This is a genomic window from Arsenicicoccus dermatophilus (assembly GCF_022568795.1).
In the GTDB taxonomy this organism is placed as follows: domain Bacteria; phylum Actinomycetota; class Actinomycetes; order Actinomycetales; family Dermatophilaceae; genus Arsenicicoccus; species Arsenicicoccus dermatophilus.
In genome coordinates this window covers 992945-1019512 of the sequence record NZ_JAKZHU010000001.1, presented here as the reverse complement: position 1 = coordinate 1019512, position 26568 = coordinate 992945, and the positions used below count along the sequence as shown (strand labels likewise).

Here is a 26568-nt window from a genome sequence, read left to right as displayed (position 1 = left end):
GGGAGGCCGCTGCCGGGCGCTGTCCCCGGCCCGCCTCACCGGCGGGGACCGGAGTAGTAGGCCTTGGTGGGGTCCATCCGGCCGAGCAGCTCGGGCACGGTGACCAGGACGTAGCCCTGGCGCTGCAGGGTCTTGACGATGCCCGGCAACGCCTGCGCGGTGCTCGGGTGGATGTCGTGCATCAGGACGATGGAGCCGCGGCGGGCGCCCGCGAGCGCGCGGCGGGTGGTCACCGCGGCGTTGCGGTTCTTCCAGTCCTCGGTGTCCACGTCCCACAGGACGAAGGGGAGGCCGGCGTGGGGGGTGCGCCGGTCGAAGGCGCCATAGGGCGGTCGGACCGCGACGGGGGCGGCCCCGGTCGCGGACCGGATGGCGTTCGTCGTGCGGGTGATCTCCTGGGTCACGGTCTGGGCGGGCAACCGGGTCAGCTGACGGTGGGTCCAGGTGTGGTTGCCGACGGCCATGCCGAGCTGACGCATGCGACGCATGGTCTGCGGCGCGGCCTTGACCGCGGGGCCCAAGGTGAAGAAGGTCGCCCGCGCCTTGTGGGCGGCCAGCGTGTCCAGGATCGCGGCGGTGTGCTTGCCCGGTCCGTCGTCGAAGGTGAGGGCGAGGCACCGGACCTTGCGGCAGTCGACCGGGGGCCTGGCTGCGGGGGCCTGCGCGGCCACGGGTCGGTCGGCGGCGGCGGATGCCGGGGTCGAGCGCACGACGGCGTCGCGGACCCGGTGACCGGCCGGTGACAGCAGGCGATCGCTCGTGGGCCGGTCGAGGGTGACGAGCACCTGTCGGGTCGTCCCGGTGCGACCCTGCGGCGCCGGGACGACGAGCTGCAGCCCGCCCTGGCGGGTGAAGCCGAGGTCGTCCAGGACCCGGTCCGTCCCACCGGTCCGCGCCGACGCGGTGCGGTGATCACGCCCCACCGCGTGGTGCACGGCAGCGGCCACCCGACTCCGAGCCTGGGGGGTAATCAGGTCGGGACCGCGCCATACCTCCCGCCCGTCCCGCGTGCCGTAGACCGTCGTGCTGTCGCGCTCGGTGTGGGTCCCGCTCGTCTGCTCGGTGCGCAGCCGGACGCCGAGGACGCCGCCGTGGTCCGCCACCACGGACCAGGTGGTGGTCAGCTCGGAGTCGGTCCGTTGCCTGGTGGGCGGGACCTGGGCGATCCGTCGCCGCACCTGGGTCTGCAGCTCCGTGTCGAGTGCCGTGGCGGCCGGGACGGACGGCCAGGCGGCGTGGATCCGCCGGGGTGCCCAGGAGGTCTCGGCGGCCACGTCGAGCGCAGGGATGGCCACGGCCCCCGGGTCCTCCTCCGGCCCGAGCGGCCGGGCGGAGGCGGCGACGGCGGGGGTCGCGGCGACGGGTGCCGGGTCCGGGGTGGGCGCGGCCCAGGAGGGGGCAGCGGGAAGCACACCGAGGGCGAGGGCGGGGAGGAGGGAACGGCGGATCTGGAGGGTCGTCGGGATCACGACCTCAGCCCAGCACGGTCCCCTCCACGCCTCCTGACCGGGTGGGTGGCGGACGGCCGGTCAGTAGGAGCGGAAGCCGCGCCTGGTCTTGCGACCGAGGTAGCCCGCCGTGACCATGTGCTCCAGCAGCGGCGCGGGGGCGAACCCGCGGTCGCGGAACTCGAGGTAGAGCTGCCTCTGGATGGCGTAGGACACGTCGAGCCCCACCACGTCGAGCAGCTCGAAGGGTCCCATGGGCAGCGCGCAGCCGTTCTTCATCGCGGTGTCGATGTCGTCGGCGGTGGCGTAGTGCGCCTCCAGCATCTTGACCGCGTCGTTGAGGTAGGGGAACAGCAGGGCGTTGACGATGAAGCCGGCCCGGTCGCCGCAGCGGACCGGCACCTTGCCGAGCCCGGCGCACAGGCGGACGACGGTCTCCTGGACGTCGGCCGCGGTGGAGACGGTGGAGACGACCTCGACGAGCCTCATGACCTGGGCGGGGTTGAAGAAGTGCATGCCGATCACGTCGGCGGGTCGCCGGGTGGCGGCCGCGACCTGGATCACCGGCAGGGAGCTGGTCGTGGTGGCCAGGACGGCGCCGTCCTTGCACACCTCGTCCAGGCGCCGGAACATGTCGGTCTTGACGTCGACGTCCTCGGCGATGGCCTCGACGACGAGGTCCGCGTCCGCGAGCGCCGAGACGTCGGTGGCACCGGTGACCAGGCCGAGCGCGGCGGCCTTGGCCTCCTCGGTGACCTTGCCCTTGCTGACGGCCCGGTCCAGGCTCGCGGTGATCGCAGCCGTGAGGCCGGTGATCTTGTCCTGGCCGCGACCCACGACGGTGACCGGGTAGCCCGCCTTGGCGAAGACCTCGACGATGCCGGAGGCCATGGTGCCGGTGCCGACGACGCCGACGGTCCGGACCTCGCGGGTCGGCGCCGTGCTCGCCTCGGGCGAGGGGGTCTGGGCGTCGGGGACGATCGTGCCGGAGCCGGGGGCCTGGTAGGTGTAGAAGCCGCGTCCGGTCTTGCGGCCGAGCAGGCCCGCGGTGACCATCTGCTTGAGGATCGGGCTGGGGGCGTGCAGCTTATCCCGGCCCTCGCGATACATGGTGTCCAGCACCTGGTATGCCGTGTCCAGACCGATCAGGTCGAGCAGCGCCAGCGGACCCATCGGGTAGCCGCAGCCGTGCTGCATCGCCGCGTCGAGGTCCTCCCGGGTCGCGTAGCGCGACTCGTACATGCTGATCGCGTGGTTGAGGTAGCCGAAGAGCAGGTAGTTGCCGATGAAGCCGGCCTTGTCCCCCACCACGACCGGGGTCTTGCCCAGACGCTCGGCGAGCTCGCGGGCCGCGGTGACGATGTCGGGGTCGGTGACGACCGTCGAGATGATCTCGACGAGCTTCTGGACGGGGGCGGGGTTGAAGAAGTGCAGGCCCACCACCCGCTCGGGGTGGCTGGTGGCCACGGAGAGCTCGGTGACGGACAGGCTGGAGGTGTTGGTCGCGAGGATGCACTCGGGGCGCACGACCTGGTCCAGGCGGCGGAAGAGCTCCCGCTTGATGTCCAGCACCTCCGGGACGGCCTCGACGACCAGGTCGCACCCGGCGACCGCCTCGAGCTCCGCCGCGAAGGTGATCCGCCCGAGCAGCGCCTGCTGCTCGTCGGCGGCCATCTTGCCGCGCTCCACCGCCCGACCGGTGGACCGCTCCACGTGACCCCGGCCGCGGGTGACGGCCGCCTCGTCCATGTCGACGGCGACGACCTGTAGCCCGTGCTTGGCACAGACCTCGACGATGCCGGCACCCATGGTGCCGAGCCCAACCACTCCGATGCTGTCCACGGTGCGCTCCATGCTGAGAGTCTTTGCGGTGTGCGGGAACGCCAGCAAGACTGTCGGACTGCGGGCTTGGTCACAAAACTACTGCTCGGTAGTGGTCTCCTGCGGGCGTGACCGTCGTGTGGTGACGATCACGCCGCCGGTCGCGGGCTAGGGTGCTCCGCGTGCGTCTCGTCATAGCCCGCTGCTCCGTCGACTACGAGGGCCGCCTCACCGCCCACCTCCCGCTCGCCACCCGCCTGCTCATGGTCAAGGGCGACGGCTCGGTGCTCATCCACTCCGACGGCGGGTCCTACAAGCCGCTCAACTGGATGTCTCCACCGTGCGTGCTGGCCGAGGTCGCTCCCGAGGAGGCGGAGACCGAGGAGGGGGCCGTGGCCGTCTGGGTCGTCCGCAACGCCAAGTCGGGCGACGCGCTCCGGATCGCGATCCACGAGATCCTCCACGACTCCGCCCACGACCTCGGGGTGGATCCGGGCCTGGTCAAGGACGGCGTCGAGGCCCACCTGCAGCGGCTGCTCGCCGAGCACATCCACACCCTCGGCGAGGGCTGGAGCATGGTGCGGCGGGAGTACATGACGGCGATCGGCCCCGTCGACATCCTGTGCCGCGACGAGACCGGCGCGCACGTGGCCGTCGAGATCAAGCGCCGGGGCGAGATCGACGGGGTCGAGCAGCTCACGCGCTATCTCGAGCTGCTCAACCGGGACCCGGCGCTGGCACCGGTCACGGGCATCTTCGCCGCCCAGCAGATCAAGCCGCAGGCCCGGACCCTCGCCACCGACCGCGGCATCCGCTGCGTCACCCTCGACTACGAGGAGCTCAAGGGCATCGACCGGTCGGAGTTCCTCCTCTTCTGAGGCGTATGCCGAGACCCGGGGGGTCACCCGCCCGTCGGCGCGCGACCCCGCCCTCGACGACGCGACCACCAGGACGCAGCGGGCCACCCTCCACGGTGTCGAGGGCGGCCCGCTGCGTCGCCTGACTAGGCGTCGAGAGGATCGAGCCCGCGGGCGGACCGGATCACCGCCACCACCTGGCCCATGATCTCGTCGAGGCCGAAGTCCTTGGGCGTGAACACCGCGGCCACCCCGAGCTCGGTGAGCCCGCGTGCGTCGGCCTCGGGGATGATGCCGCCCACCACGACCGGTACGTCCGTGACGCCCGCGGCGCGCAGCCCGTCCAGGACGTCGGGCACGAGCGCCATGTGCGAGCCGGACAGGATGGACAGCCCCACGACGTGGACGTCCTCGGCGACGGCGGCGGCCACGATCTGCTCGGGCGTGAGCCGGATGCCCTGGTAGACCACCTCGAAACCGGCGTCGCGCGCCCGGACGGCCACCTGCTCGGCGCCGTTGGAGTGCCCGTCGAGGCCGGGCTTGCCGACCAGGAAGCGCAGGTGGGTCCCGAGGTCCTCGCCGGTGCGGCGCACCGCGGCCCGCACCCGGTGGATCGGGGCGTCGCCGTCGGCGGCGGAGGGCAGGTCGAGCTCGCGGGGGGCCGACCCGCCGCTGGCCCCCGACACCCCGGTGTGGGCGCGGTACTCCCCGAAGACCTCGCGCAGCGCGTCCGTCCACTCCCCCGTCGTGACCCCGGCGCGGGCGCAGGCGAGGGAGGCGGGGACCAGGTTGGCCGTGCCGGCGGCGTCGGCGCGCAGCTGCGCCAGCGCGGCCTCGGCGGCCTCGCGGCGGGTCGCGTCGGCGTCCCGCTCCTCGCGCCAGCGGCGCACCGCGGCCACGGCCCGCTCCTCGACGTCGGGGTCGGCCACGTGGATCGCGGTGTCCAGGTCGGCGGTGAGCGGGCTGGGCTCGGTCGCCTGGAAGCAGTTGACCCCCACGACCTTGTCCACGCCCGCCTCGATCCGGCGCCGACGCGCCGCGTGGGCGTCCACGAGGGCCGACTTGAGATAGCCGGACTCCACGGCCTCCACCACCCCGCCCAGCTCCTCGACGCGGCGTATCTCGGCCTTGGCGTCCGCGACCAGCTGCTCGACCTTGGCCTCGATGACGGTCGAGCCCGAGAAGATGTCGTCGTACTCCAGCAGGTCGGACTCGAAGGCGAGGACCTGCTGGATGCGCAAGGACCACTGCTGGTCCCAGGGGCGCGGCAGGCCGAGGGCCTCGTTCCAGGCCGGCAGCTGGACGGCCCGGGCGCGGGCGTCCTTGGACAAGGTGACCGCCAGCATCTCCAGGACGATGCGCTGGACGTTGTTCTCCGGCTGCGCCTCGGTCAGGCCGAGCGAGTTGACCTGCACGCCGTAGCGGAAGCGACGCTGCTTGGCGTCCTGCACGCCATACCGCACGCGCGTGATCTCGTCCCACAGCTGGACGAAGGCGCGCATCTTGCACATCTCCTCGACGAAGCGCACCCCGGCGTTGACGAAGAAGGAGATCCGGCCGACGACCTCGCCGATCCGCTCGCGGGGCACCTGGCCCGCCTCGACCACGGCGTCGAGCACGGCCACGGCGGTGGAGAGGGAGTAGGCGAGCTCCTGCACCGGGGTCGCCCCGGCCTCCTGCAGGTGATAGCTGCAGATGTTGATGGGATTCCAGCGCGGGATCTCGGTGACGGTGTAGCTGATCATGTCGGTGATCAGGCGCAGCGAGGGACCGGGGCCGAAGACGTGGGTCCCGCGGCTGAGGTACTCCTTGATGATGTCGTTCTGCGTGGTCCCCGCGAGGCGGTGCCGGGCCTGGGCGACGTCCTCGCCGGCCGCCAGGGCCTGCTCCTCGGCCACGGTCTCGTAGAGCGCGAGCAGCCACATCGCCGTCGCGTTGATGGTCATCGAGGTGTTCATCTCCGCCAGCGGGATCTGGTCGAAGAGCGCCCGCATGTCGCCGACGTGGCTGACCGGCACGCCGACCTTGCCCACCTCGCCGCGCGAGAGCGCGTGGTCCGGGTCGTGCCCCGTCTGCGTCGGCAGGTCGAAGGCCACGGACAGCCCCGTCTGGCCCTTGGCGAGGTTGGTGCGGTAGAGCGCGTTGCTGGCCGCGGCGGAGCTGTGGCCGGCGTAGGTGCGCATCACCCAGGGACGGTCCTTGGGGCGCGGGGTCGTCAGGTCGGTCGGGTCAGCCGTCTGGTCAGCCATGATCGCAAACTACCGGCGGGTCCCTGGCCCCGCGACCGGTCCGTGGAAGTGACCACAGGTGACGCTCCACACACGCGGATCGGCGCTCAGGAGGAGGTCCGCCGCTGCAGCACCTTGCCCAGGCGCATCGCCGCGACGACCCGCTCGAACCGCGGCGAGGGGTCCACGACGACCAGGGTGCGCCCGGCCCGCTGGGCCCGGTGGTGCGCGCCGGCGATCAGGGCGAGCGCGGTGGCGTCGTAGAGCTCGGCCTGCGCGAGGTCGACGAGGAGCTCGCCCGTCCCCAGCACGATGGCGCGGTGGATCTCCTCGCGCAGCGCGTGGTCGGTGCTCGCGTCGAGCCGGCCCTGCACCCGCAGCTCCTGGCCGGGCGCGACGACCTCGACGGTGGTCGTCTGCTGGGTCCTCATCGAGCCTCCCGCCATGCTGCCGGGCTGCACCGCCACGGTCGTCGCTACTCGTGGGAACATTCGACCACGTCGGGTGAAGAATTTCCGGCATTGGGTCAGGTCTGCCCCGACTGGCTCCCCACGACGCGTGGGACCATGCGGACATGGTCAACCTCACGCGCATCTACACCCGCACCGGTGACGACGGCAGCACGCACCTGGGCGACTTCAGCAGGACGAGCAAGACCGACCCACGCCTGCAGGCCTATGCCGACACCAACGAGGCCAACGCCGCCCTCGGGGTCGCCGTCGCGGCCGGCGGCCTGCGCCAGGACGTCCGCGACACCCTCACCCGGGTGCAGAACGACCTCTTCGACGTCGGTGCCGACCTGTGCAACCCGCTGCGCGACCCCGCCGAGAAGCCGGACTTCCCCCCGCTGCGGGTCCAGGCCGCGTGGATCGACGAGCTCGAGGCCGACTGCGACCGCTACAACGAGGAGCTGGACAAGCTCCGCTCGTTCATCCTGCCGGGCGGGACGCCCGGCTCGGCCTACCTGCACCTGGCCTGCACCGTCGTGCGCCGTGCGGAGCGCAGCACCTGGGCAGCCATCCAGGTGTATGGCGACCAGCCGGCCGCCGGGGGCGCGGAGCGCGGCGAGGGGGGCATCAACGTCCTCACCGCGAAGTACCTCAACCGGCTCTCGGACCTGCTCTTCATCCTGGCCCGGGTGGCCAACGTGGACGCCGACGGGGACGTGCTGTGGCAGCCCGGCGGTGGGCGCGAGACCTCCGACTAGGCACCTGCCGGGGCCACGTCGCCGGACCGGTCAGCGGGAGGAGCGGGCCACGGAGACGCGGTGGACCCGGCGACACCCGTGGCCACGGTTCCGCGCGTGGGGGGCGCCACCAGCCCCTTCCGGACCGCCGACGCCGAGGCGCACCGCGCCGGCGAGGACGACCTCGTGCTGACGGGGGCCGGTCCACCACCGCGCACGGTGCGGGTCGCCGAGGAGGCCGGCTCCATCTGTCGGCGCGAGGCCACGTCCACCACGGACACCGACGCGACCGGGGGCTCCGGTCACCGTCCGCGCCACCGTGGTGGACCTGTGGCGCAGAACCCCGCCCTCGCGGCCGCGAGCCACGAGGACTGCTCGGCCTAGACCGCCCTCGGCGGCGGTCCCGGTGAGGTGGCCTCGTGCCAGGAGCGCATCGCCGTGGCGGTGGACAGGGGAACCACCAGCTCCACCTGCTGCCCGTCCGCGCACAGGTCGACCAGCACCGGCTCGTCCAGCGTGATGGACAGGTCGTCGAGTCCGTCGCGACGTGCCCCCTCCAACGACAGCGCCCGGCGCTGCAGTCGCAGCGCCGGGCGCAGGGTCGCTCCCGTGAGCGGGTAGACGAGGAGGGCATGGGTGTCGAACCGGCCGAGGCCGTAGCGCCACCGCCGCCGGCCCGTGCGGAACGCACAGACGAACATCGGCACTCCCCGGCGATCAGCTGCCGCCGCAGGACGTGCAGGCCCAGGCAGATCAGGACGAGGGCGACCAGGCTCCCGGCGACCACCTCGGTGATCGCCAGCCCGTCGTCCATCGCTCGCCTCGGCTCAGCGGCGGCTGTCGGTCGTGGGCTGGGAGACCTGCTCCGCGAGCAGGGTGACCTGGTCGTCCTGGACGGAGAGGAATCCGGAGTCCACCGTCCAGACCTGCCGACCCTCGCCGGAGGTGATGGCCACGGGACCGGCGACGACCACACCCAGCAGCGGCGCGTGCCCCGGAAGGATGCCGAGCTCCCCCTCGGTCGTGCGGGCGGTGACGGCCGATGCCTCGCCCTGCCAGACGGAGCGGTCCGCGGCGACGAGTTGGACCTGGAGTGGCACGGGTGGCTCCTCGGTGCTCGGGGGTGGTGCCTGCCATGCTACAAGCACGACTCGGCGCCGACGACCACCTGTGTCCCCCGCACCTCGCGTCGCAGGCGGGCTCCCCGAGGGAGAGCTTCGCCCCCTTCGTCCCCCTCCCCGACACACGCCCAGTCACCACCGATCACTCTCTGATGCGAGAGTCGGGGAATCGGGTGGGTTCTGCCATCGCTCAGCCCTCTGACCTGGGGCGCTCGGTAATCTTGACGTGGTTCGGACGACGGGTCGCGGGCGGTGGAGCAGGGTCGAGGAGCAGCGCGTCGACATACCGCCCGGGACGCACCGAGGCGGGGGCCTCGGGCCCGGACCGGCACCGCGTCGACAGCACGCGCCCCGATCTCCGACCGACGGAGCCGGGGGAGCATCGTTCGACCGACTCCTGGGGGGACACCGATGGCCACGACCGACCGCACCACCGCCGCACCGGAGCAGGACCACCGACCACCGCTCGTCTCGGTGGTGGTCCCGACCTTCCGCCGGCCCCACCTGCTCCGCGAGGCCCTGGCCTCCGCGACCGGGCAGACCCTGACCGACCTGGAGATCCTGGTCTGCGACAACGCCGCCGAGGACGCCACCCGCGAGGTGGTGGCGTCCTTCGCCGACGACCGCATCCACTACGTCCCGCGCCCCACCAACCTGGGGATGATCGGCAACGCCCTCGACGGCTTCCGGCGGGCCCGGGGCACCTACGTCGTCAAGCTGGACGACGACGACGCCCTCCTGCCCGACGCCCTGGAGCGACTGGTCGGGGCGCTCGAGCGTCGACCCGACGCCAACGTCGCCTTCGGCGAGATGATCCTCGTCGACCTCGCGGGCAGGGTCCTGCAGGAGCAGACCGCCCAGCTGCGCGTGGACACCGCCAGGGTCGGCCTGGCCGCGGGCTACCACACGCCCGCCAGCGAGCTGGCGATCCGAGGGTCGGTGTGCCTGGCCGCGAGCGTGCTGCGCCGCTCGGCGATCGACTGGGACGCCGTCCCCGCCTGGGCCGACACCGCCTACGACCTCCACCTCGTGCTGGAGTCCGTCCAGGACGGGGCGACCGCCTACTTCGACCCCGAGCCGGTGACCCACTACCGGATCCACGGGGCCAACGACTCGGTCAAGAACGTCATCCCCAACCTCGAGGCAGGTCAGCGGGTGCTGCGCGAGGCCCGCAGCAGCGGCCGCCACCCGAGCTCGCCGACCTACGACCTGGTCCTGTGCCGCGACCACGAGCGGCTGTCCCGGGAGTACCTCCTCGTGGGGGACCGGACCCAGGCCTGCCACCACGCCGTGCTGTCGCTGCAGGCCAAGCCCTCCGCCGCCGGGCTCCGGGCGCTGATGATGGCTGCCCCGCCCGTCCGGGTGGGGCAGCGGATCGCCGCCTCCAGGCGCTCGGCCTACGTCGCCGGACGCACCGTCTGAGCGGGCGGCACCAGCCCCGGTGGAGACGCCGTCGGGGCCGGTGACTCCTGCCCAACACGGAGCGAACACCTCGATCCGTGAGGCAAACTCTTCGTAAGGCCTGTTCGATCCAAGGAGCACCGTGACCGTCAAGAACCCCCCTGCCTCTCCGCTGCAGGCTCTCGCCCGCAACTGGTGGCTCGCCCTCGCGCTGCCGTTGCTCCTGGCCCTGGTGGGGTTCGTCGTGGGCGGCACCCGCCCGGTGGAGTACACCGCCGAGTCCCGGGTGGCGGTGGGCAGCGGCAGCCTGAGCGCCGGTGCGATCGCCGGCTTCCCGCTGGCCTCCCAGCAGCTGGCCGACAACTACGCCCGGTGGGTCAACAACCGCGGCGTGGAGTCGCAAGGCACGACCCAGAGCGACGTCGTCATCGCGGCGTCGCCGATCCCGGAGTCCAACGTCGTGCGGGTCGAGGCCAAGGGCCCCGACAAGGCCGAGGTCGTCGCGGCGGCCGACAAGACCGCCAAGGATCTCGTGGCCGCCGTCAACGGCAAGCGGGGCGACAGCGACCCCGAGGCGACGCTGAAGGAGCTGGACGCGGCGGCCGCCAAGTGGGGCCAGGCCAAGGCCGACTCGGACGCCGCCAACAGCGCCGTCCAGAGCGCCATCGGGGCCAAGAAGCCCCAGGAGGCGGTCGAGCGGCTCCAGAAGGTCTCCGGCGACGCGGCTGCCCGCTCCGCCGTGCTGCAGGCCCAGATGGACGCGCTCTCCGAGAAGTACCGCTCGCAGGTCTCCCAGGGCTCCACCGCAGCCGACCTGCGCGTCGTCGCCCCGGCCCAGATGTCCGCCTCCACCAAGGCGTCCAACCAGCAGCGCGGCGCCCTCGTCGGTCTCGCCCTCGGCCTCGGTCTCGCCCTCGCCGGCGCCATGCTCCTCGAGCGCCGTCGCCGCGGCTCGGTCCAGGTGGCCGCCCGCCCGACGCCCGAGAAGCGCGGGGTCGAGAGCCGCCCCTCCGGGCCCCGGACGGCCGAGGTCCGTCCCGTCGACGGCCGCGTCGAGGGCCACTCGCCCGAGGCGCGCCAGCACGACACCGGCAGCACCCGCACCGTCGATACCCGTCGCAGCGCCCGCCCGGTCTCCCTGGCGCGACGCCGCGGGGCCGGCTCGTCCCGTGACGACGCGGTCGCAGACGCCCCCTGGAGCGAGGACGAGTGACCGCCACCGCGGTCACCGCTCCGGAGGACACCGACGTCACCGTCCATGGCAAGGAGCGGATCCCGGCCTTCGTCTGGGTGATGCTGGCCTACCTCGCCACCAACATGTTCTCCGGCGTGTGGGGCGAGCTGGGCATCCCTGCCCCCCTGGACCGGGGGCTGCTGCTGCTGGCCCTGGTCCTGGTGATCCTGGACCCCTTCCGGGAGCGGCTGCGCTGGCGGTCGGTCTACTGGTGGATGATCGCCACGGTCCTGTGGACGATGTGGTCGGCGCTCACGGCGGACACCCTCACCACCCCGGAAGGGCTCTACGGTCTGCTCGACCGCATCGTGGTGCCCTTCGTGATGTTCCCGGTCGGGGCCCTGGTCTTCGCGACCCCGCGGCGACGGGACCTGGTCCTCAAGCTGCTGGTGCTCATCGGCCTCTACCTCGGCACCAACGCCGTCTTCACCATCCTCGGCCCGCACAGCCTGGTCTACCCGCGCTACATCATGACCTTCGTGGAGACCAACCCGCTGGTGGCCGGCGACAACCGCGCCGTCGGCCCCTTCCTCACCGCCGAGGCCAACGGCTTCACGCTCAACCTCTGCGTCTACGCGGCCGGGCTCGCGGTCTACCGGTTCCGCGGGTGGTGGCGTCGGCTCGCGGTGCTCGCCATACCCATCTGTCTCGCCGGGGTCATGCTGACGCTGACCCGGTCCGCGTGGCTGGCGTGCATCCTCGGGCTGGTGTCCGTCTGCCTGTTCGTCCCGCGACTGCGTCGTTGGCTCATCCCCTCCGCCATCACCGCCGCCGTGCTCCTGGGCGCGGCCATCCTCGCCATACCCGCCCTCAACGCGCTGGTGACCTCCCGCGCGACCACCTCGCGCTCGCTCTACGACCGGGCGAACACCTACGAGGCCGGGTGGCGGGCCCTCGAGCAGCACCCCTTCTGGGGCACCGGGTGGTCCACCTTCATCGATCACGGCGTGGAGTGGGTGCGGCAGTCGCCGGACTACCCGGTCACGACCGTCACCATCGAGATCCACAACGTCTTCATGTCCCGCGCGGTGGAGACCGGCTTCATCGGCGGCGCCCTGTGGATCGTCTGCTGCGCCGCCGGTCCCTTCGCCCGGCTCCTGCGGGGCCCGGACCGGCGGACCCCCGAGCTCTTCGGCTGGTGGTTGTTCAGCCTGATGAGCTTCTTCGCCTGGATCGTCCCCTCGATGACCAGCCCCAACCCCTTCCCCCTGCCCAACATCCTGACCTGGCTCATCGGCGGCATCGTCGCCCGCGAGGTCCTCGTCCGGCCCCGTGAGGCCCTGGCGCTGGACGACGCGGACGAGGGGCACCCCGACGAGCCGCACCTCGAGAGGAGCCCCTCGTGGGCCTGAAGGACATTCTCCGCCACGTGCGCAGCGACGTGCTTCCCAAGGAGCAGCTGCGGCGCCGCAACCCCCACGCCTCCGTGACCCACCGGGCGATCTTCCGAGGAGACGCGAGGCGCGTCGAGCTCGGTCCGAAGGTGTACGTCTCCGGGCCCACGATCCTCATCTGCGAGGACGGGGGCGGCCTCATCGGCTCCCGGATCGTCGTCGGCGAGGAGACCTACATCGGCGAGTTCAACAACCTCCGCGCCGCGGGCGCCCCGATCGTCATCGGCAAGAAGTGCCTGATCAGCCAGCACGTCACCATCGTGGGCTCCAACCACGGCACCGCCCCCGGGCAGACGGTCGTGGACCAGCCCTGGACCGGCGACGGCGTGACCATCGGCGACGGTGTCTGGATCGGGGCCGGCAGCGTGATCCTGCCGGGGGCGCGCATCGGGGACGGCGTGGTCATCGCGGCCAACTCGGTGGTCCGCGGCGAGATCCCCGCGGACTCGGTCGTCGCGGGCGCACCGGCCCGGGTGATCCGCGGGCGCTGAGCTCCCCCGTCACGGCAGACGGGCGTATGCCGCGAGGGCCGGCCCCGCCACGAGGCCGGCCCTCGCGGCATCGCTGTCGCGTCAGCCGACGGGCTTGCCGTAGTCGCGCTGGACGACCTGCATCCGCTGCCACGGGAAGCCCTTCAGCACGTCGTAGGGCATGGTGCTGCCGAGGATCTGCTTCCACGGGTCCTTGCCGGTGCGCGCCTGCTCACCCTGCCCGGACTGACCGATGACCGCGACGGCCCCGGAGGTGTCCACCACCAGGAAGCCGTAGCGCTGGGCGGCCTTGGCGATGGCCTTGCCCATCGGGGGCAGCGGCAGCGACTCCACGTCCACCGCCGGGTCGAGCCTCAGCCGGGCGCCCTCGGGGATGGCGTCCGGATGCTTGGAGACGCCGTCGCTGCGGTTCGCGGGGTACCACACCCGGCTGGAGTCCCCCGTCTCGATCAGGACGAGACCCACGGCGTGCTCGATGACCCCCTTGCGGGCCTCGTCCAGGGTGATCATCGTCCCGACGTGGGTCAGACCCGAGGCGGGGACGCCGAATCCCTGGTCGTAGTACCCCGGGGCCGTGGAGACCTTGTCGATGCGTCCGCCCCAGCAGGCACGCCAGCCGGACGTGCCGCCCTTCTTGACCGGCTCCATGATCCAGAACTCCCAGAGCTGGTCGGTGCTCCGGTCGTAGATGCTCATGGCCTTGTCGGTGCCGTTCGCGGGCTGGGCCCCGGCCGGGATCGGCACCTGCTTCCACATCCCGGGCCCGTCGTGGACCCCCCACGGGACCTCCTTCTTGGTCTGGCAGTCGTAGAACGCGACGTCCTGACGGGGGGTCTTGTCGTCGACGACGTAGTAGCTGGTGTTGTACTGATCGGTGTTGAAGCCCGCCACCCCGTTCCAGTTCGGCGTGATCTGACCGATGAGGTGCTTGATCATCGCCGGGGACCGCGGCTCCACGGGAGCCTTGGTGAGGTCCACCCGGTAGACGTTGTCGGGGGCGAAGAGCCGGCTCGGGGGGATGTCGGCAGCCCGGGGGGTGGCCAGCGGCGTCTGTGGTCCCTCGAGGGCCATCTGGGTGCGGGTCACCCGCGGGCTGGGCAGCGCGGACGTGGTGCCCGGCGCCGACGTGCCGCCCGTGGTGGTCGGTCTCGGCGGCGCCGACCCGTCGCTGCAGCTCGCGGCGCAGAGCAGGACGAGGACGAAGGCGGCGCTGCGCAGGGCTGCGGCGCGGTGGTGGGTGGGCACGTCGGGAGCTCCTGTTGGTTGTGCAGGCAGGGCGGTGCGGCTCGAAGCGGGCAGGACGGGTCACGCCGCGGCCAGGTCGTCCCCGCCACGCCGTTGCTTGACCATGGTGATGGCGGATCGGAACCCTACTGTCGCCCAGACGTAGGCCAGGACGGCGGGAACCGCCCCCAGCCCGCAGACGACGAGGCCGAGCCCGCCCTTGGGCAGGTAGCCCATCTCGATGATGCGGCTCACGCCATACACCCCCAGGTAGGAGATGGACGCGGCGAAGATCATCTCGAGCACGGGCACGTGGATCAGCGGCGGGCGCGGCGGCAGCGGCAGGTGACGACGCACCTGGTGCAGCAGGTAGAGCAGGGACACGAACTGGGCGGTCACGGTCGCCGCGACCGAGCCGAGCACCCCGAAGGGCACGATGACCGCCGCGGTGAGCGCGAGGTTCAGCGTCACGTTGACGAAGCCGTAGCGCATGTCGATCTCGGGGTGGCCGAGGGTGAGGACCCACAGGATCGTCGGCAGCGCCAGCAGCGGGAAGAAGTGACCCGCGAGCGCGAGCGCGGCCACCTGACCCGGCAGCGGCGACGGCATCCGGAGCCACTCCACCACGCCGAACAGGCACGCCGGCACCCCCACGGCCACCCAGCCCGACACCACCGTCACCCACAGCCTCTGGATCTTCTCGAACTTCGGCAGGGTGTCCTCGGCGCCGTTCTCCCCCACCCAGCGACCGAGGGTCGCCTGGATCGGGGTGCCGGCGTTGGTGGGCAGCATCCGCAGCTGCATGGCGAACTGCGAGCCGGTGCCGAAGATCGCGGCATACGGCGAGGCGAAGCGCTGCACGATGAGCATGTCGCCCTGCAGCCCGGCCATCTCCAGCACCGACGCGATCTGCGCCTTCCAGGCGTAGCCGAAGAACTCGCGCGTCTCGGCCCCGGTGAGGAACCGGAACCGGCGGAAGGTCAGGAAGCGCATGGCGCTCGGGACGATGAGCAGGGTGCTCATCACCTGCTGGACCATGAAGGTGTAGGCGACGCCGTAGAGCCCCAGGTCGAGGTGGATCGTCAGGAGCAGACCGGTGGCGTAGATCGCGTGACCGACCAGGCCGGTGATGCTCGGGACCGAGAACTTCTGCATGGCGAACAGCACGCAGGCGAACAGCTGGCGCACGAGCGCCACCCCGACCACGACCACCATCGTGCGGAACAGATAGGCCGTCTCCGGCATCAGCCGGTCGGAGGTCTTGAAGAAGGCCAGGATCGGGTGGGCGGCGTTCCACAGCCCGGCGAACACCACGACCGACACGACGGTGATGATCCCCAGCAGGGACACGAGCAGGCTGGTGATCCGGTCCCGCTCGTCCTTGCCGGCATACAGCGTGAAGTAGCGCTGGGCGCTCGCCCCGATGCCGCCGTCGAAGGTCGCCATGGCACCCACGAGGCTGTTGACGAGCAGGAACTTGCCGTAGGCCTCGAGCCCGAAGTAGCCCAGGACCACCGGCGTCAGGAGCAGGTTCAGCGCCAGGGGCGCCACCTGGGCCACGGTCTGCCAGCTCGCCCCGCGCAGGAGGGTCTTCGCCGCCGACGACGGGGGCGGCGGCTGATGGGCCGCGGCGGCCGGGTCGGGGTAGCCCTCGGGAGAGGCGTAGGCCTCCGGATCGGCACTCACGAGCGGCCCCTGGGACGACGGCTCCCGCTCGCGGGCAGGCGGCTCGGCGCGTTCCAGGGATGGGGGTACACGCGCCCATCGTACGGAACCGCGCTGGGACCACCATGTCGTTCGGCGGAAGTGCCGAGGTGAGGGGCGCGGTGAGGACCTGTCCCCTCCCGGCCGGGACGGCCGCATACCATGGTCGTCAGCAGGGGGCCGCGGACGGTGCCCTCCCCCGCCACGGAAGGGTTCCACGTGCTCGGACGGCAACCGCTCGTCTCCGTCGTCATCCCGGCCTACCAGGCGCAGGACGTCGTCGGAGCGGCCATCTCCAGCGCTCTCACGCAGAGCTACCCCGAGGTCGAGATCATCGTGGTGGTCGACGGCGCCACGGACCGCACCGAGGCCGTGGCCGCGGCCTACGCAGACCGGGTGCGCGTCATCACCCAGCCCAACCGCGGCGTCTCGGCCGCGCGCAACACCGCGATCCGCGCCGCCAGGGGCGAGCTGATCGCCCTGCTCGACGCCGACGACGTCTGGCTGCCGCCGTACCTCGAGACGGCGGTGCGCACCTGGCTGGCGGCCGGTGACCCGCGCTCCTTCGTCACCTGCGACGCGCACCTGCTGACACCTGCCGGCTTCGTCGAGGGCCGCGCGGTCCTGCCGTCCGGCACCCCGGGCGCGGCGCGCCAGCGGATGCAGATCCTGGAGAACAACTTCGTCTCCATCTTCTCGGTCTACCCCAAGGCTCTGTGGGACGAGCTCGGGGGCTACGACGAGTCGATGCCGGTGTGCGAGGACTACGACTTCTGGGCACAGGCGATCTTCCGCGGCTGGACCGCGCACTTCGTCACCGAGCGCCAGGCGTTCTACCGCCGCGGCGCGGGCAGCCTGTCCACCCAGCGGGAGCGGATGTATGCCGGGGAGCAGCAGGTGCTGCGCCACGTGGCCGACCGGCACGGCGACCGGCTGAGCCCGCCGGAGCGTGCCTTCCTCGACCTGCGCCTGTCCCAGGGGTCGGCCATGCAGCAGATCGACCTCGGCGAGGCCGCCCTGCGGGCCGGCGACCGCGCCACCGCCGCGGAGCGGTTCGCGCTCGCGGCCCGCCTGATGCCGAGCGCCCGCCGGATCCGCCTCAAGGCCGAGCTGGTCGGACGTATCCCCCTGGCGGCCCAGGCCTACGCCCGCCGCCTGGCCACCACCGACCTGGAGACCGGTCGCGCCGCCGAGGGCCAGAGCCGGTGACCTTCGACTCCGCCCGCCCCCGGGCGAGCGTGATCATCCCGGCGCACGACGAGGGCCGGGTCATCTCGGACTGCCTGCAGGCGCTGCGCACCGCGGCCGGCGAGATCCCCCTCGACGTGGTCGTCGCCGCCAACGGCTGCACCGACGACACCGTCGAGCGGGCCCGGGCCTTCCCCGGGGTGCGCGTCCTCGACCTCGCCACCCCCTCCAAGGTCGCCGCGCTCAACGCCGGGGACGAGGCCGCGCGGACCTTCCCCCGGATCTACCTCGACGCCGACATCGTCCTGTCCCGCGAGGCCCTGCGCGACATGATCAGCGCGCTCGACACCGACCGCGCGATCACCAGCGGCCCCACGGTGCAGTTCGCCACCACCGGCTCCAGCTGGCCCGTGCGGGCGTTCTACTCGGTCTTCGCCGAGCTGCCCTACGTGCAGAACAAGCTCGTGGGCCTCGGGGTCTACGGGCTCAACGCCGCCGGGCGGGCGAGGTTCGACCGCTTCCCGGACCTGACGAGCGACGACCTCTTCGTCCAGCGGCTGTTCTCCGCCGAGGAGCGGGTCGTCGTCCCGAGCACCTTCCTCGTCCAGGTCCCGCGCACGCTGACCAACCTGCTCAGGGTGCGGGTGCGCGTCGCCAAGGGCAACCGCCAGCTCGCCGAGCACGGGCCGGAGGCCGCCGAGGGCGACTTCACCCCGTCGACCGGCGGGACCGTGTCCGCGATCGTCCGGCTGGTGCGGCGCAGTCCTGCCGCCATACCGGCCGTGCTCGTCTATCTCGCCGTCACCGTGGTCGCCCGGTGGCGCGCCCGGCGTGCGTCCGCCACGCAGTGGGAGCGCGACACCTCGACCCGCTGAGCACCGAGCCAGCCCACGACGCGGCCCCGGCCGCGAGGAGGAACCCATGACCGCACCCCTGCGGGTGGCCTATCTCGTCAGCGCCTACCCAGCCCTGTCGCACGCCTTCATCGAGCGCGAGGTGCTGGCCCTGCGCGGCCTCGGCGCCCAGGTCGACACCTTCACCATCAACGAGACCCCGGCCGAGCAGCTGCACTCGCAGGCGATGCGCGCCGACGCGGCGACGACCACCCCGGTGAAGACCGCGTCCGCCCTGACCTGGGCCCGTGCCCACCTGGGCGTCCTGCGCCGCGACGCCGGCGCATGGGGCCGACTGCTCGGCACCGCGCTGCGCACCGGGGAGGCCACCCCCAAGGCACGCCTGTGGCAGGTGTTCTACCTCGGCGAGGCGGTCGTGCTCTACGACCTGATGCGGCGCCGCGGGCTGCGCCACGTCCACGCCCACTTCGCCAACGTGTCCGCCGACGTCGCCCGCCACGTGGTCACCCTCGGCCGGGACCTGGACGGTCCGGAGGCCGGGTGGCGCTGGTCCTTCACCATGCACGGGCCGACCGAGTTCGAGGCGGTCGACCGCTTCGACCTGCCGGCCAAGGTCCGGTCCGCGTCCGGCGTCTCGTGCATCTCCGACTTCTGCCGCAGCCAGCTGATGCGCATGGTGGAGCCCGGCGAGTGGGACAAGCTGGCCCTGGTCCGGATGACCGTCGACGCGGACCGCTACCGGCCGCCGGCCGACGGCCGCGCCGGCCGGGAGGGCGCTCCCCTGCGGGTGCTGTATGTCGGCCGCCTGGTCCCGGAGAAGGGCGGACCGGTCCTCCTCGACGCCGTCCGGCGCCTGCGCGACCGCGGCATCCCGGTCCAGGTGCGGATCATCGGCTCGGGTCCGCTGGAGGACTCGCTGCGGGAGCAGATCGCCCGGCAGGACCTGGGCGAGCTCGTCGAGCTGGCCGGGGCGGTCGGGCAGGACCACCTTCCCGAGCACTACCACTGGGCCGACGTGTTCTGCCTGCCGTCCTTCCAGGAAGGGCTGCCCGTGGTGCTGATGGAGGCGCTCGCCACCGAGCTGCCGGTCGTGACCACCCGGATCGCCGGCGTCACCGAGCTGGTGGCTGACCAGGAGATGGGCCGGGTCATCCCCGCGGGCCGGGGCGACGCGCTGGCCGATGCCCTGGCCGACGAGGCCGCCGACCCGCAGCGACGAGCCGCCCAGGGCCGAGCCGGGCGCGCCCGCGTCCTGGAGGAGTTCACCCCGCAGACGGCCGGTCCTGCCATGGCGGACTTCCTGCGGTCGGTGCGCTGACCCGGCTCACCCCGCGCCCTGTCGGGCGGGTCAGGGGCGGTAGCCCAGCACCGCCAGGATCGACTCCACGTAGTGCTCCGGCATGAACCGCGCCTTGACGTCCGCACGGGCCCGCCGCCCCATCTCGGCATACTCCGGAGCGTTGGCCGGGTCCATGACGTGGCGCAGGGCGGCTCGCAGGCTGTCGACGTCCCGGGAGACCACCACGCCGGTCACCCCCGGGGTGATGTAGTCGGTGACGCCCAGTCCCTCCGTCACGACGACCGGCTTGCCGAGGACCATCGCGTTCAGGTAGGTCTGCTGGCCGGCGCTGCGCACCGAGCTCTGCAGGGGCAGCACCATGGCGCGGCAGCCCGCCAGCAGGTCGACGAACTCCTCGTGGCTCGTGGGACCGACCTCCAGCTCGGGGCACGGCACCTCGGGCCGCCAGGTGGTGGCCACCCGCACCCGGATACCGGTCCCCCGCACGGCCTCCGCCAGCAGGTCGTAGTCCCGCAGCGAGTTCCCGCCGGCGAAGATGTAGTCCCCCGACGTGACCGGCCGGTCGAAGTCCTCGTAGAGCGTCATCGGGAAGGGGGTGAACACCACCCGTTCCTCGGGGATCCCCCACTGCTCGCTGAAGGTCGTGCGCTCGCCCTCCGACAGCACGGCGAACTTCATGTGCGGCCCGTCCAGCGCCCGGATGAGCACCCGGGCGACGGCGGGGATGACCGGCTCGAGCCAAGGGAACCTGGCCGTCAGCGACCGGCTGCGCGGCTCCCACGTGGCGTCGGTCATCAGGGTCCGCGGGGGGTGGGGGTGCCAGCGCAGGGCGAGGGCGAACACCAGGTCGCGGTACCACTCGCCCATGGTGACCGAGCCGCGCAGCACCAGCGCCTGGCGGTGGGGCGATCGGCGGAACAGGTCGACGAGCGACCGGGCGGGGTGCCCCAGCTCCGGGTGTGCGGCCTCCATGCGCTCCCCCCAGGCAGGTGTGTCGGGGTCTCCCACGGTCGACAGGATGGGGCGGCGCGGTGCCACGCAGGTCTCCTTCGAGATCGGTACGGCGGGTGGTGGGGCGGTCGCGACGATCGGCATCGGGGCCGTCACCTCGACGGTGACGGCCCCGATGCCATGGGTGGTGCGACTAGCTGATCAGAGAGACTTCTGGATCTCGTGCCACTGACGCTCGACGTCCTCGAGACCACCGCACATGAAGAAGGCCTGCTCGGCGACGTGGTCGTACTCGCCGTCGCAGATCCGGGTGAAGGCGTCGATGTTCTCGTCCAGCGGCACCGTCGAGCCCTCGAGGCCGGTGAACTGCTTGGCGACGTAGGTGTTCTGCGACAGGAAACGCTGGATGCGGCGAGCGCGGTTGACGAGGATCTTGTCCTCTTCGCTGAGCTCGTCCATGCCGAGGATGGCGATGATGTCCTGGAGCTCCTTGTTGCGCTGCAGGATCCCCTTGACGCGCACCGCGGTGTCGTAGTGAGCCTGGGAGATGTAGCGCGGGTCCAGGATGCGCGAGGTCGACGTCAGCGGGTCCACGGCCGGGTAGATGCCCATGGAGGCGATGTCGCGGGAGAGCTCCGTGGTCGCGTCCAGGTGGGCGAAGGTCGTGGCCGGGGCCGGGTCGGTGTAGTCGTCGGCGGGCACGTAGATCGCCTGCATCGAGGTGATCGAGTGACCACGCGTCGAGGTGATGCGCTCCTGCAGCACGCCCATCTCGTCGGCCAGGGTGGGCTGGTAGCCCACGGCCGAGGGCATCCGGCCGAGCAGCGTCGAGACCTCGGAACCGGCCTGCGTGAAACGGAAGATGTTGTCGATGAAGAGCAGCACGTCCTGCTTCTGGACGTCGCGGAAGTACTCCGCCATCGTCAGCGCGGACAGGGCCACGCGCAGACGCGTGCCCGGCGGCTCGTCCATCTGGCCGAAGACGAGCGCGGTCTGGCCGAGGACGCCCGCCTCCTCCATCTCGACCATGAGGTCGTTGCCCTCACGGGTGCGCTCGCCCACACCGGCGAACACCGACACGCCACCGTGGTCGCGGGCGACACGCGCGATCATCTCCTGGATGAGCACCGTCTTGCCCACCCCGGCGCCGCCGAACAGGCCGATCTTGCCGCCCTGCACGTACGGCGTCAGCAGGTCGATGACCTTGATGCCCGTCTGGAACATCTGGGTCTTGGACTCGAGCTGGTCGAAGGCCGGAGCGGTGCGGTGGATGCCCCAGCGCTCGTTGACCTCGAGACGCTCGCCCTCGCGGAGGTTGAGGCACTCACCGGTGGTGTTGAACACCTTGCCGAGGGTCGCGTCACCGACCGGCACCGTGATGGGGCCGCCCGTGTCGCGGACCGCAGCGCCACGGACCAGACCGTCGGTCGGCTGCAGCGAGATCGCGCGGACGAGGTTGTCGCCGATGTGCTGGGCGACCTCGAGGTTGAGGGTCTTGCTCTCGCCCCCGAGGACGACGTCGACCTTGAGGAGGTTGTAGATGTCGGGCATCGCGTCGACGGGGAACTCCACGTCGACGACCGGGCCGATCGAGCGGGAGACCCGGCCGACGCCGCCCTCGGCGGGGGCGCCCTGGTGGGCCTCGTTCATCGTGGCAGTCATGAGTCTCTCTACCTTTGCTGTTGGGCGGCTTACTTGGCGTCCGCGAGGGCGTTCGCGCCGCCCACGATTTCGCTGATCTCTTGGGTGATCTCGGCCTGACGTGCCTGGTTGGCCAGACGCGTGTAGGTCTTGATGAGCTCCTCGGCGTTGTCCGTGGCGGACTTCATGGCGCGCTGGCGAGCCGCGAGCTCGGAGGCCGAGGAACCGAGGAGACAGGTGTAGATCCGGCTGGTCACGTACTTCGGCAGCAGCGCGTCCAGCACCGTCTCCACGTCGGGCTCGAACTCGAACTGCGGCTGCAGGCCGTCGCGATCGGGCTCCACGAGGAAACCCTGGTCGACCTCGACCTTCTGGCCACGCTCCACGACCTCCAGCGGCAGGAGCCGCAGCGCCCGGGGCGTCTGGGTCACCATGGTGCGGAAGCGGGTGTAGACCACGTGGATCTCGTCCACGCCGTCCGGTCCCTCGGTCAGGAAGTCCCGCATGACCCGATCGCCGATGGCCTTGGCGTGCTCGTAGCGCGGCGCGTCGCTGAAGCCCTCCCAGGACTCGGCGAACCCGCGGTCGCGGAACGTGAACCAGGCGATGGCCTTGCGGCCGACCAGGTAGGGCACGACCTCCTTGCCCTCGCCCCGGAGCCGCTCCATCAGCTCGTTGGCGGTCTTGAGCGCCGACGCGGAGTACGCACCGGCCAGACCGCGGTCGCTGGTGATGATGACGACGCCCGCGCGCCGACCACCCTCGCGATTCTTGGTGAGGGGGTGCTCCTCCCCTGCATAGGTCGCGGCCGCCGACACGGCGCGGGTGAGCGCGTGCGTGTAGGGAGCCGAGCTCATGACCGCTTCACGCGCCTTGATCACCCGGGATGCCGCGATGAGCTCCATCGCCTTGGTGATCTTCTTGGTCGCGCTGACGGACCGGATGCGCTGGCGGTAGACCCGCATCTGCCCACCCATGTAGTTGCCGCCTCTCTGCTGTCTGTCGTGTCCGGGGTGTCACTGGCCGACGAGTACGGTGCCGGGGGCCTCGCCGGGGCAAGGCCCCCGGCACCGTGCTGCTCGTCAGGTCAGTGCTTCTCGATCTGCGCGCGGTCCATGTCGCCGTCCTCGATGGAGTCGAACTCCTCGGGGCCGGGGTGGACACCCGCGTGCTCGGTGCCCGGACGGAACTGCTGCTTGAAGGCGGTCATCGCGTCGTCCATGGCCGACTTGCTGTCGTCGTCGAGCTTCTTGGTCTCGCGGATGGCGTCCAGGATCCCGCCGCGCTCGCGCCGGACGAAGTCCAGGAACTCCCTCTCGAAGCGGCGCACGTCCTCGACCTCGACGTCGTCGAGCTTGCCGGAGGTGCCGGCCCAGACCACGAGGACCTGCTCCTCGACCGACATCGGCGAGGCCTGCGGCTGCTTGAGGAGCTCGACGAGTCGGGCACCGCGTGCGAGCTGCTGGCGGGAGGCGGGGTCCAGGTCGGAGGCGAACATCGCGAAGGCCTCCATGGCGCGGAACTGCGCCAGGTCCACCTTGAGGCGGCCCGAGACCTCCTTCATGGCCTTGATCTGTGCGGCACCACCGACGCGGGACACCGAGATGCCCACGTCGACGGCCGGGCGGACGTTGGCGTTGAACAGGTCGCCCTGGAGATAGATCTGACCGTCGGTGATGGAGATGACGTTGGTCGGGATGTAGGCCGAGACGTCACCGGCCTTGGTCTCGATGATCGGCAGGCCGGTCATCGAGCCGTGGCCCAGCTCGTCGGAGAGCTTGGCGCAACGCTCCAGCAGGCGTGAGTGCAGGTAGAACACGTCGCCGGGGTAGGCCTCGCGGCCCGGCGGGCGGCGCAGCAGCAGAGAGACGGCGCGGTAGGCCTCGGCCTGCTTGGACAGGTCGTCGAACACGATCAGGACGTGCTTGCCCTGGTACATCCAGTGCTGACCGATCGCGGACCCGGTGTAGGGCGCGAGGTACTTGAACCCGGCCGCGTTGGACGCGGGGGCCGCGACGATGGTGGTGTACTCCATCGCACCGGCCTCCTCGAGGGTGCCACGCACCGAGGCGATGGTGGAGCCCTTCTGGCCGATGGCGACGTAGACGCAGCGGACCTGCTTGTCCGGGTCTCCAGACTCCCAGTTGGCGCGCTGGTTGATGATCGTGTCGACGGCGACCGTGGTCTTGCCCGTCTGACGGTCACCGATGATCAGCTGACGCTGGCCGCGGCCGATCGGGATCATCGAGTCGATGGCCTTGATGCCGGTCTGCAGCGGCTCGTGCACGGACTTGCGGCTGACCACGTTGGGCGCCTGGAGCTCCAGCGCACGCCGGCCCTCGGCCGGGATCTCGCCGAGGCCGTCGATGGGCTGGCCGAGGGGGTTGACGACACGGCCCATGAAGGCGTCGCCCACAGGGACGGAGAGGACCTCCCCGGTGCGGCGGACCGTCTGGCCCTCCTCGATCCCGGAGAACTCGCCGAGGACGACGACGCCGATCTCGTGGACGTCGAGGTTGAGCGCCAGGCCGAGGGTGCCGTCCTCGAACTGCAGCAGCTCGTTGGTCATGGCCGAGGGCAGCCCCTCGACGTGGGCAATACCGTCACCGGCGTCGACGACACGACCGACCTCCTCGCGGCTGGCCGCACCAGGCTGGTACGACGCCACGAAGCTGTCCAGGGCGTCCCGGATCTCCTCCGGACGGATCGAAAGCTCCGTCATTGTGTGTCTCTTCTCCTCGTAGCGGTCGCGGGGACCGACTCGTAGTCAGGTGGTGCGTCGGACCCGCTCAGGCGCCGAAGTGGCGGCGCGCTGCGTCGAGCTTGGTGACGATGGTGCCGTCGACGACCTCGTCGCCGACCTGCACCCGGATGCCGCCCACGACCTCGGGGTCCAGGACGACCTTGAGCAGGACCGCGCGCCCGTACGTGCGCCCCAGGGCTGCGGTCAGCCGAGACTGCTGCTCCGCGGTGAGCGGGGCGGCCACGGTGACCACGGCGCTGAGCTGGTCACGGCGCTCGGCCGCGACGGCGAGGTACTCCTCGAGCGTCGACGAGAGCTTGCGGCCGCGTCCCGCGGTGACCGCCTGGTGGATCAGCCGGCCGGTCTCGGGATGCACCTTGCCGTAGAGCAGGCGCTCGATGAGCTGGGCCTTGCTCTCGACCGGGGCCTGCGGGTCGGCGAGCGCCTCGCGCAGGGCGGGCGTGCCCGCCACCGTGCGCTCGAAGCGGAACAGCTGCTCCTCGACGTCGTCCGCGCGACGACCGGCCACCGCCATGGCGACCTGGGTCTCCACGGCCAGCAGCTCGACGGCGTCGGACAGGTCGCGCTCGCTGGACCAGCGCTGGGCCGTCACGGCGGACAGCACGGCGATGGCGGCGGGCGTCACCTTGCCGTCGAACAGGCGGCGAGCCAGGACTCGCTTGCTCTCGGCGTCACGCGTCGGGTCGGCGAAAGCGCGGCGGAGGGTGGCGGACCCGTCCAGCACCGAGGTCACCGCGAAGAGGTCGTCGGAGAGCCGGGACCAGTCGGTCCCGGAGTCCAGGACCCCCTGCAGCGTCCGGCGGCTCTCGACGAGGGCTCCACGCGATGCCCCCTGCATCAGAAGGCTCCGTCCGTGGGCTGCCAGCGGGAGGCTCCGGAGGCGGCGGTCCCCTGGTCGGCGACGCCGTGCGCGGGCGTCTCCTGAGCAGGCGCGCCCTGGCCGACGGCCACGGGACGGATGTCTCCGGCCTCGAGCTCGGCGAGGAAGCGGTCGACGATGCCCTTCTGCCGAGTCTCCTCGTGCAGCGACTCACCGACGATGCGGCTGGCCAGGTCGGTCGAGATGCGCCCGACCTCGGAGCGCAGCGAGACGACCGCCTGCTGGCGCTCGGCCTCGATCTGCTTGTGCGCCGACTCGGTGATGCGGTTGGCCTCGGCCTGGGCCTCGGCACGCATCTCCGCGATGATCGCCGCGCCCTGCTCCTTGGCCTCCTCGCGGATGCGGGCGGCCTCCTCGCGGGCCTCGGCGAGCTGCGACTTGTACTCCGCCAGGGCAGCCTCGGCCTCCCGCTGGGCGGCCTCGGCGCGGTCCATGCCGCCCTCGATCGCCGCGGTGCGCTCGGCATAGGCCTTCTCGAGAGCAGGGACCACCTTCTTGGCCACCACGAGAGCCAGAATCAGGAACACCGCGAGGGTGAAGATCAGCTCGGCGGTGTGCGGCAGCAGCGGGTTGTGACCGCCCTCCGCGGCGGCCGGGGCCGCCAGGGTCATGAGCTGCACATTCTCTCCTTCGGTGTCAGGGGGTCGGCTCGATCACGCGATGAAGAGCCCGACGAAGGCGAGGATGGCGAGGGCCTCGGCGACGGCGAAGCCCAGGATGGCCTGGGGACGCATGAGTCCGGCGGCCTCGGGCTGACGCGCGATGCCGTTGAGCAGGGCGGCGAAGATGAGACCGATGGCGATGGCCGGGCCCAGCGTGGCGATGCCGTAGCCGATGAGGGACAGCGAGCCGGTGATCTCCAGGAAGTGGTGCATCTCAGG

25 protein-coding genes are annotated in these 26568 nt (G+C 71.8%); 10 read left to right on the top strand and 15 right to left on the bottom strand.

The window, feature by feature from the left end:
- Positions 1-35: 35 nt before the first annotated feature.
- Both MM438_RS16670 and MM438_RS04810 read right to left on the bottom strand, forming a co-directional pair.
- A complete protein-coding gene (locus tag MM438_RS16670) occupies positions 36-1469 on the bottom strand; it encodes a polysaccharide deacetylase family protein (protein WP_241451389.1) in 1434 nt (477 codons plus the stop codon).
- A gap of 60 nt (positions 1470-1529) precedes the next feature.
- Positions 1530-3302, bottom strand: coding sequence for a 3-hydroxyacyl-CoA dehydrogenase family protein (locus tag MM438_RS04810; protein WP_241451388.1), 1773 nt, complete (start codon positions 3300-3302; stop codon positions 1530-1532).
- A gap of 149 nt (positions 3303-3451) precedes the next feature.
- Between MM438_RS04810 and nucS the strand changes: the two genes are divergently transcribed.
- The gene (gene nucS, locus MM438_RS04805; RefSeq protein ID WP_241451387.1) at positions 3452-4147 is read left to right on the top strand and encodes an endonuclease NucS; all 696 of its coding nucleotides are present in this window, start codon (positions 3452-3454) and stop codon (positions 4145-4147) included.
- A gap of 125 nt (positions 4148-4272) precedes the next feature.
- Here nucS and MM438_RS04800 read toward each other — a convergent pair whose 3' ends face one another.
- Together MM438_RS04800 and MM438_RS04795 are read right to left on the bottom strand one after the other, a co-directional pair.
- Positions 4273-6309 (bottom strand): protein meaA, encoded by a 2037-nt coding sequence (locus tag MM438_RS04800; protein ID WP_241453308.1) that lies wholly within the window; start codon positions 6307-6309, stop codon positions 4273-4275.
- Between the two features lie 152 nt (positions 6310-6461).
- Positions 6462-6785 carry an STAS domain-containing protein gene (locus MM438_RS04795; protein ID WP_241451386.1) on the bottom strand — a complete coding sequence of 108 codons (324 nt, stop codon included), beginning with the start codon at positions 6783-6785 and terminating at the stop codon, positions 6462-6464.
- 143 nt (positions 6786-6928) lie between these two features.
- Here MM438_RS04795 and MM438_RS04790 point away from each other — a divergent pair, with 143 nt between their 5' ends.
- A complete protein-coding gene (locus tag MM438_RS04790) occupies positions 6929-7561 on the top strand; it encodes a cob(I)yrinic acid a,c-diamide adenosyltransferase (RefSeq protein ID WP_241451385.1) in 633 nt (210 codons plus the stop codon).
- A gap of 96 nt (positions 7562-7657) precedes the next feature.
- Positions 7658-7924 (top strand): hypothetical protein, encoded by a 267-nt coding sequence (locus MM438_RS04785; protein ID WP_241451384.1) that lies wholly within the window; start codon positions 7658-7660, stop codon positions 7922-7924.
- On the opposite strand, the gene MM438_RS04780 is transcribed toward MM438_RS04785, so the two are convergent.
- Together MM438_RS04780 and MM438_RS04775 are read right to left on the bottom strand one after the other, a co-directional pair.
- Positions 7921-8241 (bottom strand): DUF2550 family protein, encoded by a 321-nt coding sequence (locus tag MM438_RS04780; RefSeq protein ID WP_241451383.1) that lies wholly within the window; start codon positions 8239-8241, stop codon positions 7921-7923. The two genes, MM438_RS04785 and MM438_RS04780, sit on opposite strands and share 4 nt — an antisense overlap.
- Before the next feature lie 126 nt (positions 8242-8367).
- Entirely contained in the window at positions 8368-8640 is a 273-nt protein-coding gene (locus MM438_RS04775) for a F0F1 ATP synthase subunit epsilon (protein ID WP_241451382.1), read from the bottom strand.
- A 432-nt stretch (positions 8641-9072) separates the two neighbouring features.
- Here MM438_RS04775 and MM438_RS04770 point away from each other — a divergent pair, with 432 nt between their 5' ends.
- From MM438_RS04770 to MM438_RS04755, 4 genes are all read left to right on the top strand, one after another.
- Positions 9073-10083 carry a glycosyltransferase family 2 protein gene (locus MM438_RS04770; protein ID WP_241451381.1) on the top strand — a complete coding sequence of 337 codons (1011 nt, stop codon included), beginning with the start codon at positions 9073-9075 and terminating at the stop codon, positions 10081-10083.
- Positions 10084-10204: 121 nt separating this feature from the next.
- Positions 10205-11275, top strand: a complete 1071-nt coding sequence (locus tag MM438_RS04765) for a YveK family protein (RefSeq protein WP_241451380.1) — start codon at positions 10205-10207, stop codon at positions 11273-11275.
- On the top strand, positions 11272-12648 hold the full coding sequence (locus MM438_RS16665) for an O-antigen ligase family protein (RefSeq protein ID WP_241451379.1): 1377 nt from the start codon (positions 11272-11274) through the stop codon (positions 12646-12648). The genes MM438_RS04765 and MM438_RS16665 overlap by 4 nt, the downstream gene beginning before the upstream one ends.
- Positions 12639-13181, top strand: a complete 543-nt coding sequence (locus MM438_RS04755) for an acyltransferase (protein ID WP_241451378.1) — start codon at positions 12639-12641, stop codon at positions 13179-13181. Before MM438_RS16665 ends, MM438_RS04755 begins: the two co-directional genes overlap by 10 nt.
- 81 nt (positions 13182-13262) lie before the next feature.
- Here the strand turns inward: MM438_RS04755 and MM438_RS04750 are convergent, their stop codons facing one another.
- Together MM438_RS04750 and MM438_RS04745 are read right to left on the bottom strand one after the other, a co-directional pair.
- The gene (locus MM438_RS04750; RefSeq protein WP_241451377.1) at positions 13263-14426 is read right to left on the bottom strand and encodes a hypothetical protein; all 1164 of its coding nucleotides are present in this window, start codon (positions 14424-14426) and stop codon (positions 13263-13265) included.
- Positions 14427-14486: 60 nt separating this feature from the next.
- A complete protein-coding gene (locus MM438_RS04745) occupies positions 14487-16091 on the bottom strand; it encodes a lipopolysaccharide biosynthesis protein (protein ID WP_241451376.1) in 1605 nt (534 codons plus the stop codon).
- A 237-nt stretch (positions 16092-16328) separates the two neighbouring features.
- Between MM438_RS04745 and MM438_RS16660 the strand changes: the two genes are divergently transcribed.
- The 3 genes from MM438_RS16660 to MM438_RS04730 are packed head-to-tail and all read left to right on the top strand — an operon-like array spanning position 16329 to position 19469.
- Positions 16329-17318 carry a glycosyltransferase family 2 protein gene (locus tag MM438_RS16660; protein WP_241451375.1) on the top strand — a complete coding sequence of 330 codons (990 nt, stop codon included), beginning with the start codon at positions 16329-16331 and terminating at the stop codon, positions 17316-17318.
- A complete protein-coding gene (locus MM438_RS04735; RefSeq protein ID WP_241451374.1) occupies positions 17315-18172 on the top strand; it encodes a glycosyltransferase family 2 protein in 858 nt (285 codons plus the stop codon). Before MM438_RS16660 ends, MM438_RS04735 begins: the two co-directional genes overlap by 4 nt.
- 46 nt (positions 18173-18218) lie before the next feature.
- Positions 18219-19469 carry a glycosyltransferase family 4 protein gene (locus MM438_RS04730; protein ID WP_241451373.1) on the top strand — a complete coding sequence of 417 codons (1251 nt, stop codon included), beginning with the start codon at positions 18219-18221 and terminating at the stop codon, positions 19467-19469.
- Between the two features lie 30 nt (positions 19470-19499).
- On the opposite strand, the gene MM438_RS16655 is transcribed toward MM438_RS04730, so the two are convergent.
- From MM438_RS16655 to MM438_RS04695, 7 genes are all read right to left on the bottom strand, one after another.
- A complete protein-coding gene (locus MM438_RS16655) occupies positions 19500-20489 on the bottom strand; it encodes a glycosyltransferase (protein WP_241451372.1) in 990 nt (329 codons plus the stop codon).
- Positions 20490-20603: 114 nt separating this feature from the next.
- Positions 20604-22064, bottom strand: coding sequence for a F0F1 ATP synthase subunit beta (gene atpD, locus MM438_RS04720; RefSeq protein ID WP_241451371.1), 1461 nt, complete (start codon positions 22062-22064; stop codon positions 20604-20606).
- Positions 22065-22093: 29 nt separating this feature from the next.
- The gene (locus tag MM438_RS04715) at positions 22094-23020 is read right to left on the bottom strand and encodes a F0F1 ATP synthase subunit gamma (RefSeq protein ID WP_241451370.1); all 927 of its coding nucleotides are present in this window, start codon (positions 23018-23020) and stop codon (positions 22094-22096) included.
- Between the two features lie 110 nt (positions 23021-23130).
- Positions 23131-24765, bottom strand: a complete 1635-nt coding sequence (gene atpA, locus MM438_RS04710) for a F0F1 ATP synthase subunit alpha (RefSeq protein WP_241451369.1) — start codon at positions 24763-24765, stop codon at positions 23131-23133.
- A gap of 67 nt (positions 24766-24832) precedes the next feature.
- Positions 24833-25645 (bottom strand): F0F1 ATP synthase subunit delta, encoded by an 813-nt coding sequence (locus MM438_RS04705; RefSeq protein ID WP_241451368.1) that lies wholly within the window; start codon positions 25643-25645, stop codon positions 24833-24835.
- A complete protein-coding gene (locus MM438_RS04700; RefSeq protein ID WP_241453307.1) occupies positions 25645-26298 on the bottom strand; it encodes a F0F1 ATP synthase subunit B in 654 nt (217 codons plus the stop codon). Before MM438_RS04700 ends, MM438_RS04705 begins: the two co-directional genes overlap by 1 nt.
- Before the next feature lie 42 nt (positions 26299-26340).
- Complete coding sequence (locus MM438_RS04695; protein ID WP_241453306.1) at positions 26341-26550, bottom strand: ATP synthase subunit c family protein; 210 nt, start codon at positions 26548-26550, stop codon at positions 26341-26343.
- Positions 26551-26568: the final 18 nt, after the last annotated feature.